Raw genomic sequence first — 14,953 nt, forward strand, 5'->3', positions numbered from 1 at the left:
TCAATCCCCCAAGCCCGCCAGCAATCGCTGAGCGGGCTTTTCTTTTGCCCTCAACCGGAGAACCCATGCAAGCAGCCCGCCCCACCTTGCCCAGCGTGCCGATCACCAGCGCGGCATTTCAGTACAGCAACTCGGCCAGCACCAACATTGCCGACACCTTCGCCAAGGCCCGCGCACGCATTGCGGCCGAGCAGGCAGCTGCAGCCAGCAAGCCACGGCGTCGCAGCCAGCATGGCCCGGCGCTGATGACCATCAACCGCGTACGCGCCGGCACCGCCAATCACCTGAATATGCAGCTTTTCGAGGAGCACCCGTCATGCGCATCTTTGTTCTGAAATGCGGCTGCGTCTCCATCCACCACATCGCCCGCAGCGCCGCCGAAGCGTTTGACCACGGCTTTGCCGAGCTGGGCCACCTGGGCTTGGGGATCTCCTGCCGATGCATCCGATAGACACCGTGCTGCACGAGCTGCAGCACCGCGACCGCCAGCGCAGCCGCCTGCTACGCGCTATGGAAATCAAAGCAGCTACCGACAGCCCAGCAAGGCTATCGGTAGCAAACTACTTTCAAACGCAGCTAGAGCAAGCGCAACGCGCTCACAAGTTCAAAAGCCACCACTCAAACAAAAGCCCGCAAGGTTCCAGACCCTGCGGGCTTTTTTGATCACCGGGGAGTCTTGATGAACGACACCCCAGGCCGCGACGAGCTGCGAACGGCTGGTCACCGCCAGCCTGCAGTTCGCCCATCTCGCATTCCTGGCGCTATTGCGCAGCCGATCGTAAAAACGCTCTTAGATATGCAGCATCGCCAGCCCGCCCACGGCCAGGCCGAGCGCGGCAACGCCAAGCATCCCGTATTCGAGCCACTTCTTCTTGGTCAGCAGCGCAATGGCGGCGAGGGCGATGGCGACCTGCAGCGCCGTGGTGGCCTGGGCCCAGCGGTGATGCAGGTGCATCTGCATTTCGGACTGCTCGTCCCACTGCCGGGCCTCCGCTTCCAGGCGCTCGGCATCGCGCTTGATGTCATCCTTTTCCTTCTCGTAGCGCTCCACCTTGGCCTGGTAGGCAGCCCGCTTGTCCTCCGTGGCCACCAAATCGCGCGCAAACTCGGCCATCGACTGCTTGGTGCTCTTGGCCTGGTAGAAGGCCCACTGGTTGGCCGCCTCGGTCTTCTTGATGGCTGCGTCGTTTTTGTACAGCCCGGCATTGGCCTGAGTCGCACCGCCCATGTACGAGAAGATGGCGCCCACCGTGGCGATGACTGCGGTGCACATGGCGATCTGGTTGGTCAGGCTGCCGCCGCCGATACCGTGGTGGGCGGTTGCGCCATGTTCGCCCTGGGCGGCATGTTCGAGTTCGTGATCGTGCGGGCCGTGGACGTGAAAGCCGTTGGAAGACATAGGTGCCAAATTTTTGATAGCAATGGGTGGCGCATTATGGGGCCGGTATGACCGCCACTTGGGCTTCAGAGCTCACAGGTACGCCGAAAGCGCGGCCTTGCTGGACAGGCTTCGCGACCAGCAGCAAATGGCCATGGGTCACCAGTGGCTAGCAGAGCTTGCAAAGCAGGCATAGGCACTGCCTTTGAGAAGCAGCGCCTATGCAGGGGCGCTTTATCTCTCCTGCTTTTTCCCTTTCAGCCAGCGCTTGCGGCGCGCAATTAAGTCTTGCACACGCCCATCCTTACTGAGCCAGAAAATTTCTGAAATCATAATAGGTACAGAAATAATAATTCCGTATGCAATACTCTTTCCACTTACACCCGAGTAAGGATTCAGAACCAATATGACAAAACCAGCGGATATAAACGTCATAAAGACATTAAAGGCGGCTTGGGCAGAAAACATTTCTCGCTGAATCAGCAAGTCGTCCAGCCTTTTTTCTTTAACCTTCTTCAAGTACCGTGCCCGCGTCACACGAAACAGTTTTCTTGATGTTCTGAAGAAATATTTCCAAAACTTCGCCAAGAGAATTATCAGCAAAGGCGGAAAGAGGCTTGTAAACCACCAAGACGCATCAGTTAGATTATTGAGGATACTTTGCATGGCTCTAAGATTTATTCTGATGCCGCTTCACGTCGCACTCGCACCTCTTCAATCTGATTCGGCAAAGTGTACAAATAGGTCAGCAGGAAATAAGTCAGATGATGCATTTGCTCTGCCATATCCTCCGTCGCATCATCATCCCCATGCAGTGCCTCGTTGCCATCCAGTCGCAACTCATGCGCCCATGTCTGAAGAGCTGGTGTAATTCGATGCTCAGCCGCCAGCTTGTCGATACGCTTTTCCAGCTTCCATGCCTCGACATCAGGGGCAAACTCCTTCAACGCCAGCTCCATGCAACGGCGATAACTGCCACATGCGGCGTTCCAAAGCCCTGAACGTCTTGATTTCGCTGCCTCCACAAAGCTGCGAGCGACCTTTTCAGGCGTACTCTGCGGCGCATCAATAGGAGGCAAAGTGGGCCAAACCTTCTCCAGAACCACTGCAGGGTGCTCTAGAACATTGCCTTGATAACCCAGCAATTGTTCAGCCCTATACCCCGCCTGGCTCAACGCAAATTTAGCTACTACTCCTTCAAAACAGGCTGAGCATTGGGCAAAGATCGACGAAGTCAGGTTTCGATTGCTATTGCTGCCTGAGATCGCTGCAAAAGTCATATTTTCCGCACCGCAATGCGGGCACTGCATCACAAGGACTGCCATGGACTCCCTCTCTTCTATCGTGATCGATGACAACGCCATTTCGGCGGTTCTGAATTTTGACGGCGGCTTCAAATTGCAGCAACTGGTGGATTTGTACCGCACAGCGCCCGACAGGGATGCTTTTATCTGCACCCTCTGCATGCGGTTGCTACTTGAGCACCAACGGCACCTTCTTAAGTCAAAATCACCCAACTAAAAAGCCCGCATCAGCGGGCTTTTTAGCTTCAGGTAATTTCCACCCCTGAACGTCTTGCGGCCTCGATCACCACCTGCAGCAAGATGTTCGTGTCCGGCTTCACCAACGGCAGCGTCTGCATAAAGCTCAGCCGCCTGGCTCCAGACTCGAACAAGCACACACACACATGCTGGGGGTGCTGTGCCGACGCATACAAGATGCCGTCGTAACCACCACCAAAGCACACCTCAGCCAGCGCCTGCGTGTGCTGAATACGCTGCGACTGCAGAACCGGGTACTGCTCCTCAAGTCCCCGAAGATCCACCAGCCGCAAAGGCTTCTTAGACATGAAAGAACTCAGCGTCTTTAATCGCAGCTCCTCCAAAGGGACATGCTGTTTAAGCTCTCGCCTGAAAACTGCCTCATACAACGCCGTCTCCGCACTATCTGCCAGATACGCCGACACCCCAGTTGCCAGACAAAACCGCCCTGCCTTGATTCCTGCCGGAGGAAGAATCATGCGATTAATCTTTACGCTACCCTTTCGCGCCTTGATACGTTGAACGCGATGGAAAACCTGCCCTGCGGGCAATTCAATTTTTGGAACCTGATCTACCGAAATTGTCATTTTTGAAGGTCATTTTTATCAATGTCCTTCTGCCATGGCCAGTTGCAAGATACGCTCAGCAGATTCACCCTGTGCCAGCGCCACCAAAGGTGTGCGGCGGTCAAGTGCCTCTTGTGAGTTTTCAAGGAATGCCAACAAGCTCCAGCTATCCGTAGTGCCCAGCGCTTCAAACAGCGGCTGAATCAACTCGAAGACCTGAGGTTCAAATTGCCACTTGGGCAGCTTGAAACCGCGACGCAGGTTGGAGATGCCGATGCAGCGACCTTGCTTGATCCAAGCATTGATCGTCACACGCGACACACCGGCCAGTTCTGCAGCCTCGTCAGTTGTCAGCATGTCGGCAGCAGCGATCCGGTTCTTCCGGAACTCCGCGCCTGAGCGCAACACTGCAGCCGATTGCGCAGCAGTGGCATAAGGATCAGCCTTTACGGTTGTCCTTCCCTTGGTATCTGCCTCTGGAAAAGCAGAAAGATGAGTTAAAGAATTAGTTAACATCAAACTTCCTTCTGCCATATTCATGGCGTATTTCTTTTATCTACCTTGAAGGCAAAAAAGAAACTATGCCTAACTATTTCAAAACCCCTATTAAGTTTTGAAAATCTCCCTTCAATAGATAAAATTAATTTGTTTATCTTTTTCTCTGCAAGACTTAAACAAGCATTCTGCAGAGATTTATTAATCGTCTTAAATACTTTATTGATTATCCCGCAGATTCTATTTATTTCAGAATAAAAACCTCTTCCCAAATTTCCAACAAGAATTACTCGATTGACAATCTTGGCTGCCCTTTGATTAATTTCATCAGAAGCTTCGGGAGTAATTACTCCTTTACGGATAAGCCGCTCGCGCAAGCTCTCCGCAGGGTTGGGTGGTGATAGTGCTTCGGCTGTCATGGTGAGGGCTTCAAAACAGAGGTGGGTGACGGCTTGCGCCATGAGTTGAGGTGACACCATTGTGGCAAACCTCGCGAAGATCGTCAATCTCGTTAAGTTGGAAAAATTGGAACACTTTGCAAACCGCGATGAGTCGCGCTACACTGATCGTGTCACGCCAGTAAAGCGTGACCGGGTTTGGAAGCCTGAAACAATCTAGCGGTGACAACAAAGCCGCACCTGAACCGCAGTCGTGCGGCTTTGTCGTCTGTGGCCCCAGTTTTATGGTGGCTCGGAGGGGGAGCCGCGAGGCTCGCCGGTTTGCCGCAGGGTTGTCCGGTCTTCCAACCTCTTCGAGTCACCGCCATTTGTTTGGAAGCGAGCGGCGGTGGTTGTAGCAAAGCACACAACCTTCGGAGGCCGCCATGGCTGACATCCTCAACGCACGCGCTGCTGCGCTGTCTTTTCACTCCACCACCTTCGGTATCGTTGACCACCAAGGGCAGCCTTGGCTCAAGGCAAACGAAATTGCCCAGGCTCTTGGATATGCCGATGAGAGCGCGATCAACCGCATCTATGCACGGCGCTCCGACGAGTTCACTGAGAAGATGACCTTGACGGTCAATTTGACCGTCAAGGGTTTCGGCAATGGGAACAGCGAAAAGGAAGTGCGCATCTTCAGCCTGCGCGGCGCGCACCTTCTGGCCATGTTTGCACGCACGACCGTGGCCAAGGAGTTTCGGGCCTGGGTGCTGGACTTGCTTGAACAACAGACCGACGACAACGCTCCGCAGCGCGACGTTCACCTTGTCGAGCACGCCCACCAACTGGCTCATGCGGCCACGCTGCAGGTCTATCAGGCGGTGTTTGATGCCGTGATGCTGGAGGGCGAAGCACCCCACTCCACCCGCATGCTGCTGTCTTTTACCCGTGGCACGGGCGGTGCGATGAACCCGTATGTGCAGCCCATCGAGGCCGGCGCCATGGTGATGACGCTGGCCCAGCTGACCCAGGCCGTGCGCACCGACCTGATCGTGAGCGATACCACGCTGGCGCGACTGGCGGCAGCCTGCACCCAGCGCATGGCCACGCGCGCCGAGCTGCAGGCGCTGCAGCAGGCCGAGCCCAACCAAACCGCCCAAACCGCTCAATCCGGCCACCAAGGCCGTCTGCAGCTGCAGTAGGTTTATCAATTTCATAGCTAACAGCGCTTGATGCATCAACGCTAGAGCCTGATTTCATTCAAAACCCAGCCCGCCCGGCCCAAGCCGTGCGGGCTTTTTTCATTGCCAAAACAGGAGGCATGTATGCGCCATACCGGAACGCTTTTCCTCAGCCGCACCCCGCCGCAGGCCAGCACGGCGCTGTGCGGCGCTTTTCAGCTGCAGTTGCTGCTGCTGGACCGCCTGGGCCCACATCACACCGAGCCATGGCGCGCCACCTGGACGGGCGTGGCGGCGCAGCGCTTTTGGCAAACACACCATGCAGCGCTGCTACCCGGCGCCGCCCTGGTGGTGGAGCTGGAGCGCGCCCGCATCCACACGCTGGCCTGCCGCCCGCCACGCAGCGAGGTGCATGCACGCGTCATTCACTGCGCGCTGGTGCCGGCGCGCAGCCAGGAGCCTGCCAGCGCTTCTACGCGGCATGCCCGGCCACAGCATGCGATGTAACCCACGCAATCGAGCAACCCCGAGCCCTGCCACTGAGCGGGCTTTCTGTTTTCTGGAGACCCGGTCCATGGCCACAAAGCACGTCATTTCTGTTTCAGGGGGCAAAGACAGTACAGCATTGCTGGCTCTCGCGCTTAAGCGCTGTCCTACCAAAAGCGTTGTTCCGATCTTTTGCGACACGGGTAACGAGCATCAGGCCGTCTATGACTACCTGATCTATTTGGAGCAAGCGTTGGACGTGAAGATAGTGCGCCTGCGTGCCGACTTCGCAGCCCGTTTTGCCGTGCGCCGCATGTTCATCGCTCGAGATCAGCGCACGCGGCGCGACAAGTCGGGCCGAAAGGTTCGCTGGAGCAACAAAGCAAAGCGCCGCGCCCTTGCTGCATTGCATCCCTCCGGGAATCCGTTCCTCGATCTCTGCATGCTAAAGGGCCGCTTTCCAAGCCGCAAAGCCCAATTCTGCACCGAGGAGCTGAAGCGGAATATGGCCGTTGAATTCCAGTTGGCTCTACAGGGTCAGGGACACCGGATTGTCAGCTGGCAAGGGGTCCGCCGCGATGAGTCGGAAGCTCGCAAGTGCGCCAAGTTGATAGAGCGCATTGGCCCAGGTCTTTGGGCGTTCCGTCCACTGGTTGAATGGAGTGCTGTCAACGTTTTTGCCTACTGCGCAGAGCGAAGCATCCAGCCCAATCCGCTCTATCTGCAAGGCGCTAACAGAGTGGGTTGCATGCCATGCATCAACTGCAGCAAGTCCGAGCTTCGCCAAATTGCACTGCGATGGCCGGACCACCCCAAACGCATCAGCGAATGGGAACACGCAGTCAGCCAGTGCAGCAAACGTGGCTTCAGCACCTTCTTTGCCGACAGTCACAAAGCCAAGGACAGACGCAAAGTGTTTGCAGATCTGAATGTCTGGACACGAATCGAGTGGGCAAAGACAACCCATGGAGGCCGACAGTTCGATCTGCTGGCCCAGCTTGATGAGCCCCATACCTGTGCATCGGCCTATGGACTGTGCGACTAACCCCAACCCAACCTGCTACTGAGCGAGGCTCTTCTTAATTAGGAGGTATGACATGGACTCTTTTCTGACCGCCACCCAGCCGCCGCCGGTCTTTTTGGCACCGGATCGCTTTGTCACCATCAAGATTTTTGCGGCCATCTCGGGCTTCACCGAGAAGGCGATTCGCCGAAAGATCGAGAGCGGTGTCTGGATCGAGCGGCGCGAGTATTTCAGGTCGCCCGATTCGCACATTTTTATCGACCGTGAAGGAGTCCAGAAATGGGTAATGCGCGGGGTGTAGAGATTCGCGAGAGCGGCATTCGGCTCTCGTTCGCCTACCGGGGAGAGCGCATTCGCCGCACTCTTCTGGTGGACGGCAAGGCCATTGCACCAACGCCGGCCAATATCAAATACGCCATTCGGCTGCTTGCCGAAATCAAGCTCAAGATCCGCGCAGGCAACTTTGTAATGCGCGAGTACTTTCCAGAAGGCGGTACGGTGGCCGCCGGCACGACTGTGGCCCACCAGCTGGATCACTGGCTGTCCGTGAAGGTGGCAGAGAATTCGACGCTGGCCGGCTACCTCAGCGCGGTCAAATTCTGGAAGCCGTTCATTGGCGAGAAGCAGGTCTCAACCCTTAAGCATTCGGACATTCTTCGCGCCATCAAGACCCGGCCAGATCTGAGCGGCAAGACCGTCAACAACTATGTGTCAGCTCTCCGATCCGCGATGGACCTGGCCGTGCTCGACAAGCTGCTGACCGAGAACCCGGTCGCGGCGGTCCCCAGCGCCAAGTGGCAGCGGGAGCCGCCCGACCCGTTCGACCGTGAGGAAGTGGAGAAGATCATCGGCTACGCGCGTGCCAAGTTTGCGCCCACGGTCGCCAATCTGATCACGTTTCGATTCTTCTCAGGCCTGCGCACCAGCGAGATGGTGGCCCTGCGCTGGCACAGCATCGACTGGAACAAGAAACAGGTGCTGATCCACGAGGCGGTCGTCAAGGGCCTGCGCAAGCAGACCAAGACCAACAAGGCCCGCCTGGTCAGCCTGAACAGCCGGGCACTGGATGCGCTGGAAAGACAAAAGGAACAGACCCCGAGGGCACACCTCGGCAGCCTGGCCAGCGACGTCCTGAGCCAGGCCGCGCCCAAGGATTCACTAACAATCTTCGCCGACCCGACGCATGGCGAGCCATGGGCAGACGACAAGCGGTTTCGCAACCCCTTCTGGGTGCCGATGCTCAAGGCGCTGGGCATTCGTTACCGCCCGCCCAACCATATGCGCCACACCTATGCGACGATGCTGCTCATGGCAGGGGCCACGCCGGCCTATGCAGCCAAGCAGATGGGGCATTCGGTGGAGATGTTTTTGAACGTCTATTCCAAGTGGCTGGACGACGCCCAAGGGGATATCGAGCAGGCGAAGCTGGAGTCCTTCATCGGACAAAACTCCCCAGGAACTCCCCTGAAAAAACAAAGATCGCGATAAGTCTTTGTTTTAAAAAGGCAAAGCTGGAGCGGGCGATGGGAATCGAACCCACGTTATTTGCTTGGGAAGCAAGAGTCCTACCATTGAACGACGCCCGCACAACGTTAACCGCATGATTTCATTGCAAAATCTGCCGCAAACCATTGTCTCTACTGGAAATGACAATGTTGTGCTTCGAAAATTCTAGCACAACGAAATCCTATGAAACCCGCCTGCTCTGCGCGAGTCGGCATAGGTTCTCCGGCAGCCTTGAGTGCTGCGTTGTACTGCTTCAAGTTGGTGGTGCGGTAGCGTTGCTTGGGCGACGCGGGCTGACTCATTGCCCGGGGCTACCCGAGGGCCGCAGGCGATTTACGCAAAAACGCCTCGCTGACGCTAATCTCAATGGAGCGCCATTTCAGTGAATCGACGCCCAACTCGGCTTCATGCCGAGTGCCACCATCAATTCCTGGCCTCTGCATGAAGACCGAGTCGATGAGACATGCCAAGGCATTCAAGCTGAGGCAGCCCTCCCCAAGTGCAAGCTGTGTTTGAGTGTGCTCTCCAGGTACAGCACGGCCTCAATGGACGCTTTTTTGCAGATGCCGAGCTACTGCATCGCCCCTGATTGGCAATTCGTTTCGGGCTTAGCCAACTTCGCCCAGCGCCGCTTTGCGATGAAACAAAAAATGCTAGGATCGCGCCGCTAGCGCCGACTTCAGCACCAAAGACACATAACTCCGCAGAAGTATTCGCCCACCTGATTCACAAGGCAGGTCGAAAAGCTATTGCGTTCGATGCAGCAAGAAAGCTCGGGGAGTGAAGCCATCACCCCTCCAATACATGAAGAGCATTTTGCTGCGGTAGTTGAACTTCATGAGTCAAGTGTCTTGTCCCAAACATCCATCCCCGGTGATTCCCCTGCGTCTCACGGCATGCGCGTCTCCTGGTCAGCGCTAAGCGGCTTGGCCGCCATTGTCCTGTTCTTCATTGTTCTGGGGCATGACGGCCGACGTGTTGCACAGTTGCTGATACTCATGGTGCCTGTGCTCGTCAGCCTGGCCTGGTCGATGCGCAGCCCTGCATGGCTCAAGGCGCGACGTTGGCTTTCATTTGCCTGGGTCATGCTTTTTGCGTTGGATGGCACCATGCGCGCCTATCTGATGGAGCTGTACCAGTCATCACCAGAGGGCGCCATGGTGATCGGCGCAATGGCCAACACCAACTGGCGTGAAAGCTCCGAATATCTGTCAATGCACTGGCGCAGTGTTGTGCTTATCTGCGGCGGCCTTGCCTTGCTCGCTTTGCTGGTGTGGCATCTCACGGGGCGAACTACATTGGCTGCCTTGCGCAGGGACAGAAGGCTGGCGGTGCTTTCATTGATCGTGGCCCTTGTGTGTGCGCTGGCCTATTCCAGCAAGCCTTGGCGCAGGTTGCATCCCGCGATTTTCTGGACCCAATGGGTTCACTCCACTCAAAAACTGAAAGCCAGCCTCGCCGACCAGCATGAGGAGCGTGCAAGACTGCTGGATCACGCCATTCAAGCAAGGCCTGTGCTGGCGGATGGCGGGCCATCCACCGTCGTGCTGGTGCTCAGTGAAAGCATCAATCGCGACAACCTGTCTCTCTATGGCTATGACAGACAGACGACGCCTCAGCTCCAGGAGCATCAAAGGCTTTCAGGGGCCCAGATGACCGTGCTGCGCAATGCATGGTCTGTGGATGCCAGTACTCTGCCCGCAGTGCGCAACTTGTTTGGCTTCGGAGCCCCGGGCTCGACGGAGTCCCATCATCTGGTCGCACTTGCTCGCGCATCGGGCTACAAGGTCTGGTGGATCAGCAACCACGACGATGTAGGGATCGAGCAGCAGCATGCCAGGCTGGCTGACATCGTGCAGATGGTAAATCGCACTCCCGGGCGCTCCTCTGTGTCTTTGGACGGGGAAATGGTCGATGAACTGAAGACAGCTCTTGATGCGCCTTCCGAGCGCAAGTTCATCGTGGTTCACATGCTGGGCGCTCATCCGCACTACAGCCTGCGCTACCCCAAGGGCCAGAACCCCTTTGATGATGAAGCAGATGCGATTGATGCATCGCTGAAGAATAAGGGCGCCTCCCTATGGGTGCGCCGGCAACGCCAGGAGTACGATGCGGCGCTGCTGTATCACGATTATGTGGTGGCGGAGACGCTGCGCCTCACCCAATCAGCTGCCTTGGCAAAAGGCAAGGTGGCATGGATGTATCTGTCCGACCATGGTCAGGAAGTGGGACATGTCCGCAACCATGCGGGACACAGCAAGAGCACCGAGGCCGGCTACCGTATTCCCGCGATTATCTGGCGAACACCCTCTGCGCCAAAACTGCCTGAAGACGTTGCACAGAGGCCCTTCCGCTCCGATTGGGCCGCATGGACTATCGCGGACCTGCTGGATATACGCTGGAGCAGCCAATCCCTTGAGCGCAATGTCTTGAACAAGAACTACCGATGGGAAGAGCCGCGCCTGCCAATGCCTGTGAGTTCATTCACCAGGTGACTTTTCATGCGGGAACAAGTGCTGAAGTCCGGAAATGCAAGCCTCACATAAAGCACCAGCCTAGAGCTGCTGTGCGGGTGCTCAAACAACCAGCAAGGGCTGTCGACAAGTTTGGTGAAAAGAAGACCTCATAGCGATAAGCCTGAAAAAATTCGGTCCAGTGAAGCAATCTCAGGCCCGCTCTTTGCGTGGACCGCGACACCTAGCCGTCAGTTGGAGGCAAATACCCGCGAGCACAGGAAATCCACAAGGGCTCTGACTTTGGGCGAAACATGTCTGCCTGCCGGCCACAAAATGTGAAAGACCCCCTCGCGTTGCGCCTGCTCAGGCATGACACGCACCAGCCTTCCGTCGGCCAGCGCCTCACGAATGGCAAAGTCTGGCAGACAGGCAATGCCTAGCCCTTGCAGGGCAAAACATGCACGCGTCTCGATGTTGTTGCAGACCATGGATACCGGTAGTTTCAGGGGCTCGCCGTCCGGCTCTGGAGGAAGTGGCCAAGCCTCCAGCTTGCCACTGTGAGGCCAACGGAAATGCAGGCAGAGATGGGACTGGAGGTCTTGCACCTTGCTCGGACTGCCATAGGTAGCGAGGTATTCGGGAGACGCAACCAGCACCATCTTGAAATGACCGAGCTTGCGTGCCACCAAACGGGAATCGGCAGGCTCTCCGGTGCGGACCACGGCATCGAAGCCCTCTTCCACCACATCAACCAGACGGTCTGAAAAATCGAGGTCCAACTGGATATCCGGATACTCGTGCATGAAATCGGCAAGCACCGGCAGCACAAGGGTACTCACCAGCGGCAGACTCACACGCAAGCGTCCTCTTGGAGCCGATGAGGCCTGAGACAGTTCCGCCTGTGCCGCTTCGATCTCTGAAAGAATGCGCCTGCTGCGCTCCAGCAGCAGCAAGCCTTCGGCGGTAGGCGTGATGCTGCGGGTGCTGCGATGAAACAGGCGCACGCCCAGTTTTTCCTCGAAGCGCGCCACGCTCTTGCCCACCGCAGAAGCGGAGACACCCAGCAGGCGGCCAGCCGCGACAAAGCTTCGGGTCTCGGCGACCTGCACAAACACCGTAAATGCGTTGAGGCTATCCATGCATCGCCATTTTCGTTTCGGCTGTGTATCTCTTGATTACGGACATATTCGTCCTTGAAGAGCGGAACTCTATCCTACTTTTTCTCGGATTGCAGGCCGCATAAGGTCATGGCTTCCAAGCAAAGAGGACTGTGACCCGATGACTTCTTCACTTTCCTGCACGCCTGCAAAAAGCGTGCAGCACCCCATTTCCGAGCCGCAGGCATTGGTGACCGATGTAGTGCACCACGCCCTTGCCGAAAAGCGCCTGGTGGGCGCCGTGGTGCTCGCTTATCAGCACGGTCAAACGCTGTGCCGCATGGCCGCAGGCTGGGCCGACCGTGAGGCAGGCGTCGCAATGTCGGAAGACATGGTGTTCCGCTGGGCTTCGGCCAGCAAGCCGGTGATCAGCGCGGCCGTTCTGCGGCTAGTGGCCCAGGGACGCATCGCGCTGGACGAGCCCGTCACGACCTGGCTGCCGGCCTTTCGCCCCCGGCTTCCTGATGGCGGTGAGACGAACATCACGGTGCGCCAGTTGCTCAGCCACACCGCAGGCCTTGGCTACCGCTTTCTGGAACCCGACGCACACGGCCCGTACACGCGGGCTGGTGTATCGGATGGCATGGATGCGAGCGGTATTGACCTGCAGGAGAATCTGCGCCGCATTGCCAGCGTGCCGCTGCTGTATGCACCTGGCACTGGCTGGGGCTACTCCCTGGCCGTGGATGTACTAGGCGCGGTGGTTGAAGCAGTGAGCGACATGGGCTTGCCGCAGGCCATCGAGACTCTGGTGACACGCCCCCTGGGCATGGTCGATGCCGGCTTCACCTGCCTGGATGCGGCGCGTATGGCGACGGCTTACGTCAATGACAACCCGGCGCCCCATCGCTTGCAGGAAGGCGAGGTCGTGGCGCCCTTCGAAGGCACGATAGGTATTGCCTACAGCCCTTCACGCGCTTTTGATGAAGGTGCGTTTCCTTCCGGCGGCGCCGGCATGGTGGGCACTGCCGATGATTTGCTGCGTCTGCTGGAGGCGCTGCGCACAGGTCGGGATGGCTGGATGCCCGAGCACCTGGTCGCCGAGATGGCACGGGACCAGACACAGGGGCAAGATCTGGCCGCCGGCCCCGGCCTGGGATTCGGCCTGGGCTTTTCCGTGCTACGCGACCCGGCACTGGCCCAGTCACCCGAGTCCCGTGGCACCTGGCGCTGGGGTGGTGCCTACGGACATGCCTGGTGGGTGGACCGCCCCCGGGGTCTGACGGTGGTTGCCATGACCAACACCTTGTATGAGGGAATGTCGGGGCGTTTTGTATCGGCATTGCGGGATGCGGTTTACCGGGGCCTTCAAGAATGAACGCCTCTAACTCTCAAAATAGTCTGCCCTGGGCTAACTTGCTGGCCCTGAGCATGGCTGCCTTCATCACCATCCTCACTGAAGCATTGCCCGCCGCGCTGCTGCCGCAGATGGCACAAGACCTGGGGGTCTCTCAAGCCTGGATCGGCCAGACCGTGACCACCTATGCATTCGGTTCGCTGGTGGCTGCCATTCCGCTTGTGACGATGACACGCAGCATGCGCCGGCGCCCGCTGCTGATGGCTGCCGTGCTGGGTTTTGCGCTGGCCAACAGCGTGACGGCTTTGTCGGACAGTTTCACCCTCATCATGGCTGCGCGCATCGTGGCAGGTATGGCTGCGGGAATGCTGTGGGCGCTGCTGGCGGGCTACGCCACCCGCCTGGTCGCACCGCAGTTCCGTGGCCGCGCCATTGCCATAGCAATGGCTGGCACGCCGCTGGCATTGTCCCTGGGCGTTCCCGCAGGCGGCTGGCTGGGATTGGCATGGGGCTGGCGCTGGTGCTTCGGCTTGGCCAGTACCCTGGCCCTGCTGCTGTGGCTGTGGATGTGGCTGCGGCTTCCGGATTTTCCGGGGCTGGACCAGAAGCAGCGCAAGCCCATTGCCGCCGTGATGCGCACGCCCGGCGTGCTGGCAGTATTGATGGTCGTGCTCTTCTATGTACTTGCCCACAACATCCTCTATACCTACATCGCGCCTTTCCTCGCGGCCAGTGGAGTGCATGTCCGCATAGACCTGGCGTTGCTGGTCTTCGGTATTGCGGCCTTGCCTGGCATCTGGTTGACGGGGTTGTTCGTGGACCGGCATCTGCATCGCCTGTCGATGGCGAGCATTCTGCTTTTCTGCGGCGCTGTTCTGATGCTGGGGCTGAGCTGGGGCGGTTCGTCGCGGGCCTTGGCAGCATTGGCAGTCTGGGGATTCGCCTTCGGCGGTTCAGCCACCTTGTTTCAGACCTCACTCGCGCAAGTCGCGGGGGAACAGGTCGACCTGGCCCAGTCCCTGCTCGTGACGACGTGGAACTCTGCCATCGCCGGCGGAGGTCTGGCTGGCGGACTTCTGGTCGCGGCCTGGGGGGCGCAAGTCTTCCAGCCAGTGCTGCTGCTACTACTGGGCTTTGCCGTTGTCTGCCAGCGGCTGCTTTCTGAATCCAGCGTCAAACACCTCAGGGGGATGCAAGCCGATTACGAAAACTGAGTCTGCTGCTGCCTGGCCACATCTGTTCAGAGGCAAGGATGACGGACTTCCGGCGTCTCGCCTGCTGCAACTGGCTGCCAATGCCGGGCCGTTCGGCCGAGCGCGACCGAGAGACTTTCGAAGGGTCACAACAAGACCACGAGCAGATCCAATGTCTGCCGACCGGCGAGTCTCAAACGACCGCAGCCTACTGAACGGCAGCATCCACTAACGACCATGAGCGGAGTGTTCAATGTCATGCTTGGAGGTGCGGTCTGCCCGTCCCCCTTCTT

18 protein-coding genes and 1 tRNA gene are annotated in these 14,953 nt (G+C 58.0%); 11 read left to right on the forward strand and 8 right to left on the reverse strand.

Translation table 11 applies throughout. The annotated features are described in order from the left end of the window. The first annotated feature begins 65 nt into the window (after positions 1-65). Together DJFAAGMI_RS07320 and DJFAAGMI_RS25145 are read left to right on the forward strand one after the other, a co-directional pair. Complete coding sequence (locus DJFAAGMI_RS07320; protein ID WP_211456521.1) at positions 66-335, forward strand: hypothetical protein; 270 nt, start codon at positions 66-68, stop codon at positions 333-335. Further along, the gene (locus DJFAAGMI_RS25145; RefSeq protein ID WP_283245729.1) at positions 317-451 is read left to right on the forward strand and encodes a hypothetical protein; all 135 of its coding nucleotides are present in this window, start codon (positions 317-319) and stop codon (positions 449-451) included. The genes DJFAAGMI_RS07320 and DJFAAGMI_RS25145 overlap by 19 nt, the downstream gene beginning before the upstream one ends. A 339-nt stretch (positions 452-790) precedes the next feature. Here the strand turns inward: DJFAAGMI_RS25145 and DJFAAGMI_RS07325 are convergent, their stop codons facing one another. The 3 genes from DJFAAGMI_RS07325 to DJFAAGMI_RS07335 form a co-directional block, all read right to left on the reverse strand. Beyond that, complete coding sequence (locus tag DJFAAGMI_RS07325) at positions 791-1,399, reverse strand: DUF4337 domain-containing protein (protein WP_087082919.1); 609 nt, start codon at positions 1,397-1,399, stop codon at positions 791-793. Between the two features lie 213 nt (positions 1,400-1,612). After that, positions 1,613-2,044, reverse strand: coding sequence for a hypothetical protein (locus tag DJFAAGMI_RS07330; protein WP_211456522.1), 432 nt, complete (start codon positions 2,042-2,044; stop codon positions 1,613-1,615). Between the two features lie 11 nt (positions 2,045-2,055). Further along, positions 2,056-2,703: a DUF4145 domain-containing protein gene (locus DJFAAGMI_RS07335; protein ID WP_249333895.1), complete on the reverse strand. Its 648-nt coding sequence runs from the start codon at positions 2,701-2,703 to the stop codon at positions 2,056-2,058. Between DJFAAGMI_RS07335 and DJFAAGMI_RS07340 the strand changes: the two genes are divergently transcribed. Beyond that, positions 2,702-2,899 carry a hypothetical protein gene (locus tag DJFAAGMI_RS07340; protein WP_211456523.1) on the forward strand — a complete coding sequence of 66 codons (198 nt, stop codon included), beginning with the start codon at positions 2,702-2,704 and terminating at the stop codon, positions 2,897-2,899. The two genes, DJFAAGMI_RS07335 and DJFAAGMI_RS07340, sit on opposite strands and share 2 nt — an antisense overlap. Positions 2,900-2,927: 28 nt before the next feature. Here the strand turns inward: DJFAAGMI_RS07340 and DJFAAGMI_RS07345 are convergent, their stop codons facing one another. The 3 genes from DJFAAGMI_RS07345 to DJFAAGMI_RS07355 are packed head-to-tail and all read right to left on the reverse strand — an operon-like array spanning position 2,928 to position 4,441. Continuing rightward, positions 2,928-3,506: an RES family NAD+ phosphorylase gene (locus DJFAAGMI_RS07345; protein WP_211456524.1), complete on the reverse strand. Its 579-nt coding sequence runs from the start codon at positions 3,504-3,506 to the stop codon at positions 2,928-2,930. 18 nt (positions 3,507-3,524) lie between these two features. Further along, positions 3,525-4,025 carry a helix-turn-helix domain-containing protein gene (locus DJFAAGMI_RS07350; protein WP_249333897.1) on the reverse strand — a complete coding sequence of 167 codons (501 nt, stop codon included), beginning with the start codon at positions 4,023-4,025 and terminating at the stop codon, positions 3,525-3,527. Then, positions 4,022-4,441 (reverse strand): hypothetical protein, encoded by a 420-nt coding sequence (locus tag DJFAAGMI_RS07355; protein WP_211456525.1) that lies wholly within the window; start codon positions 4,439-4,441, stop codon positions 4,022-4,024. Before DJFAAGMI_RS07355 ends, DJFAAGMI_RS07350 begins: the two co-directional genes overlap by 4 nt. A 362-nt stretch (positions 4,442-4,803) precedes the next feature. On the opposite strand from DJFAAGMI_RS07355, the gene DJFAAGMI_RS07360 reads away from it, so the two are divergent. From DJFAAGMI_RS07360 to DJFAAGMI_RS07380, 5 genes are all read left to right on the forward strand, one after another. Beyond that, positions 4,804-5,562: a BRO-N domain-containing protein gene (locus tag DJFAAGMI_RS07360; RefSeq protein WP_211456526.1), complete on the forward strand. Its 759-nt coding sequence runs from the start codon at positions 4,804-4,806 to the stop codon at positions 5,560-5,562. 123 nt (positions 5,563-5,685) lie between these two features. Beyond that, entirely contained in the window at positions 5,686-6,048 is a 363-nt protein-coding gene (locus DJFAAGMI_RS07365; RefSeq protein WP_249333899.1) for a hypothetical protein, read from the forward strand. 67 nt (positions 6,049-6,115) lie between these two features. Beyond that, complete coding sequence (locus DJFAAGMI_RS07370) at positions 6,116-7,072, forward strand: phosphoadenosine phosphosulfate reductase domain-containing protein (RefSeq protein ID WP_211456527.1); 957 nt, start codon at positions 6,116-6,118, stop codon at positions 7,070-7,072. A gap of 52 nt (positions 7,073-7,124) precedes the next feature. After that, positions 7,125-7,352: a hypothetical protein gene (locus tag DJFAAGMI_RS07375; protein WP_003054634.1), complete on the forward strand. Its 228-nt coding sequence runs from the start codon at positions 7,125-7,127 to the stop codon at positions 7,350-7,352. Next, entirely contained in the window at positions 7,331-8,539 is a 1,209-nt protein-coding gene (locus DJFAAGMI_RS07380; RefSeq protein ID WP_211456528.1) for an Arm DNA-binding domain-containing protein, read from the forward strand. Before DJFAAGMI_RS07375 ends, DJFAAGMI_RS07380 begins: the two co-directional genes overlap by 22 nt. A gap of 24 nt (positions 8,540-8,563) precedes the next feature. Here the strand turns inward: DJFAAGMI_RS07380 and DJFAAGMI_RS07385 are convergent. After that, positions 8,564-8,637, reverse strand: a tRNA-Gly gene (locus DJFAAGMI_RS07385). Positions 8,638-9,453: 816 nt separating this feature from the next. On the opposite strand from DJFAAGMI_RS07385, the gene DJFAAGMI_RS07390 reads away from it, so the two are divergent. Then, the gene (locus DJFAAGMI_RS07390) at positions 9,454-11,052 is read left to right on the forward strand and encodes a phosphoethanolamine transferase (protein ID WP_211456778.1); all 1,599 of its coding nucleotides are present in this window, start codon (positions 9,454-9,456) and stop codon (positions 11,050-11,052) included. A 209-nt stretch (positions 11,053-11,261) separates the two neighbouring features. Here the strand turns inward: DJFAAGMI_RS07390 and DJFAAGMI_RS07395 are convergent, their stop codons facing one another. Then, a complete protein-coding gene (locus tag DJFAAGMI_RS07395; protein ID WP_148729492.1) occupies positions 11,262-12,152 on the reverse strand; it encodes a LysR family transcriptional regulator in 891 nt (296 codons plus the stop codon). A 139-nt stretch (positions 12,153-12,291) separates the two neighbouring features. Here DJFAAGMI_RS07395 and DJFAAGMI_RS07400 point away from each other — a divergent pair, with 139 nt between their 5' ends. Continuing rightward, positions 12,292-13,488, forward strand: a complete 1,197-nt coding sequence (locus DJFAAGMI_RS07400) for a serine hydrolase domain-containing protein (protein WP_211456529.1) — start codon at positions 12,292-12,294, stop codon at positions 13,486-13,488. Further along, positions 13,485-14,681 carry an MFS transporter gene (locus DJFAAGMI_RS07405; protein ID WP_211456530.1) on the forward strand — a complete coding sequence of 399 codons (1,197 nt, stop codon included), beginning with the start codon at positions 13,485-13,487 and terminating at the stop codon, positions 14,679-14,681. Before DJFAAGMI_RS07400 ends, DJFAAGMI_RS07405 begins: the two co-directional genes overlap by 4 nt. Positions 14,682-14,953: the final 272 nt, after the last annotated feature.

It is taken from the genome of Comamonas brasiliensis, from assembly GCF_018292285.1.
Classification (GTDB): Bacteria; Pseudomonadota; Gammaproteobacteria; order Burkholderiales; family Burkholderiaceae_C; genus Comamonas; species Comamonas brasiliensis.

Excerpts from the sequence above, each read along its gene's own strand:
- DJFAAGMI_RS07330 (WP_211456522.1), bottom strand. The coding sequence starts at position 2,044 with ATGCAAAGTATCCTCAATAATCTAACTGATGCGTCTTGGTGGTTTACA.
- DJFAAGMI_RS07380 (WP_211456528.1), top strand. The coding sequence starts at position 7,331 with ATGGGTAATGCGCGGGGTGTAGAGATTCGCGAGAGCGGCATTCGGCTC.
- DJFAAGMI_RS07325 (WP_087082919.1), bottom strand. The coding sequence starts at position 1,399 with ATGTCTTCCAACGGCTTTCACGTCCACGGCCCGCACGATCACGAACTC.
- DJFAAGMI_RS07375 (WP_003054634.1), top strand. The coding sequence starts at position 7,125 with ATGGACTCTTTTCTGACCGCCACCCAGCCGCCGCCGGTCTTTTTGGCA.
- DJFAAGMI_RS07365 (WP_249333899.1), top strand. The coding sequence starts at position 5,686 with ATGCGCCATACCGGAACGCTTTTCCTCAGCCGCACCCCGCCGCAGGCC.
- DJFAAGMI_RS07400 (WP_211456529.1), top strand. The coding sequence starts at position 12,292 with ATGACTTCTTCACTTTCCTGCACGCCTGCAAAAAGCGTGCAGCACCCC.
- DJFAAGMI_RS25145 (WP_283245729.1), top strand. The coding sequence starts at position 317 with ATGCGCATCTTTGTTCTGAAATGCGGCTGCGTCTCCATCCACCACATC.
- DJFAAGMI_RS07335 (WP_249333895.1), bottom strand. The coding sequence starts at position 2,703 with ATGGCAGTCCTTGTGATGCAGTGCCCGCATTGCGGTGCGGAAAATATG.
- DJFAAGMI_RS07355 (WP_211456525.1), bottom strand. The coding sequence starts at position 4,441 with ATGGCGCAAGCCGTCACCCACCTCTGTTTTGAAGCCCTCACCATGACA.
- DJFAAGMI_RS07370 (WP_211456527.1), top strand. The coding sequence starts at position 6,116 with ATGGCCACAAAGCACGTCATTTCTGTTTCAGGGGGCAAAGACAGTACA.
- DJFAAGMI_RS07395 (WP_148729492.1), bottom strand. The coding sequence starts at position 12,152 with ATGGATAGCCTCAACGCATTTACGGTGTTTGTGCAGGTCGCCGAGACC.
- DJFAAGMI_RS07390 (WP_211456778.1), top strand. The coding sequence starts at position 9,454 with ATGCGCGTCTCCTGGTCAGCGCTAAGCGGCTTGGCCGCCATTGTCCTG.
- DJFAAGMI_RS07350 (WP_249333897.1), bottom strand. The coding sequence starts at position 4,025 with ATGAATATGGCAGAAGGAAGTTTGATGTTAACTAATTCTTTAACTCAT.
- DJFAAGMI_RS07320 (WP_211456521.1), top strand. The coding sequence starts at position 66 with ATGCAAGCAGCCCGCCCCACCTTGCCCAGCGTGCCGATCACCAGCGCG.
- DJFAAGMI_RS07345 (WP_211456524.1), bottom strand. The coding sequence starts at position 3,506 with ATGACAATTTCGGTAGATCAGGTTCCAAAAATTGAATTGCCCGCAGGG.
- DJFAAGMI_RS07405 (WP_211456530.1), top strand. The coding sequence starts at position 13,485 with ATGAACGCCTCTAACTCTCAAAATAGTCTGCCCTGGGCTAACTTGCTG.
- DJFAAGMI_RS07360 (WP_211456526.1), top strand. The coding sequence starts at position 4,804 with ATGGCTGACATCCTCAACGCACGCGCTGCTGCGCTGTCTTTTCACTCC.
- DJFAAGMI_RS07340 (WP_211456523.1), top strand. The coding sequence starts at position 2,702 with ATGGACTCCCTCTCTTCTATCGTGATCGATGACAACGCCATTTCGGCG.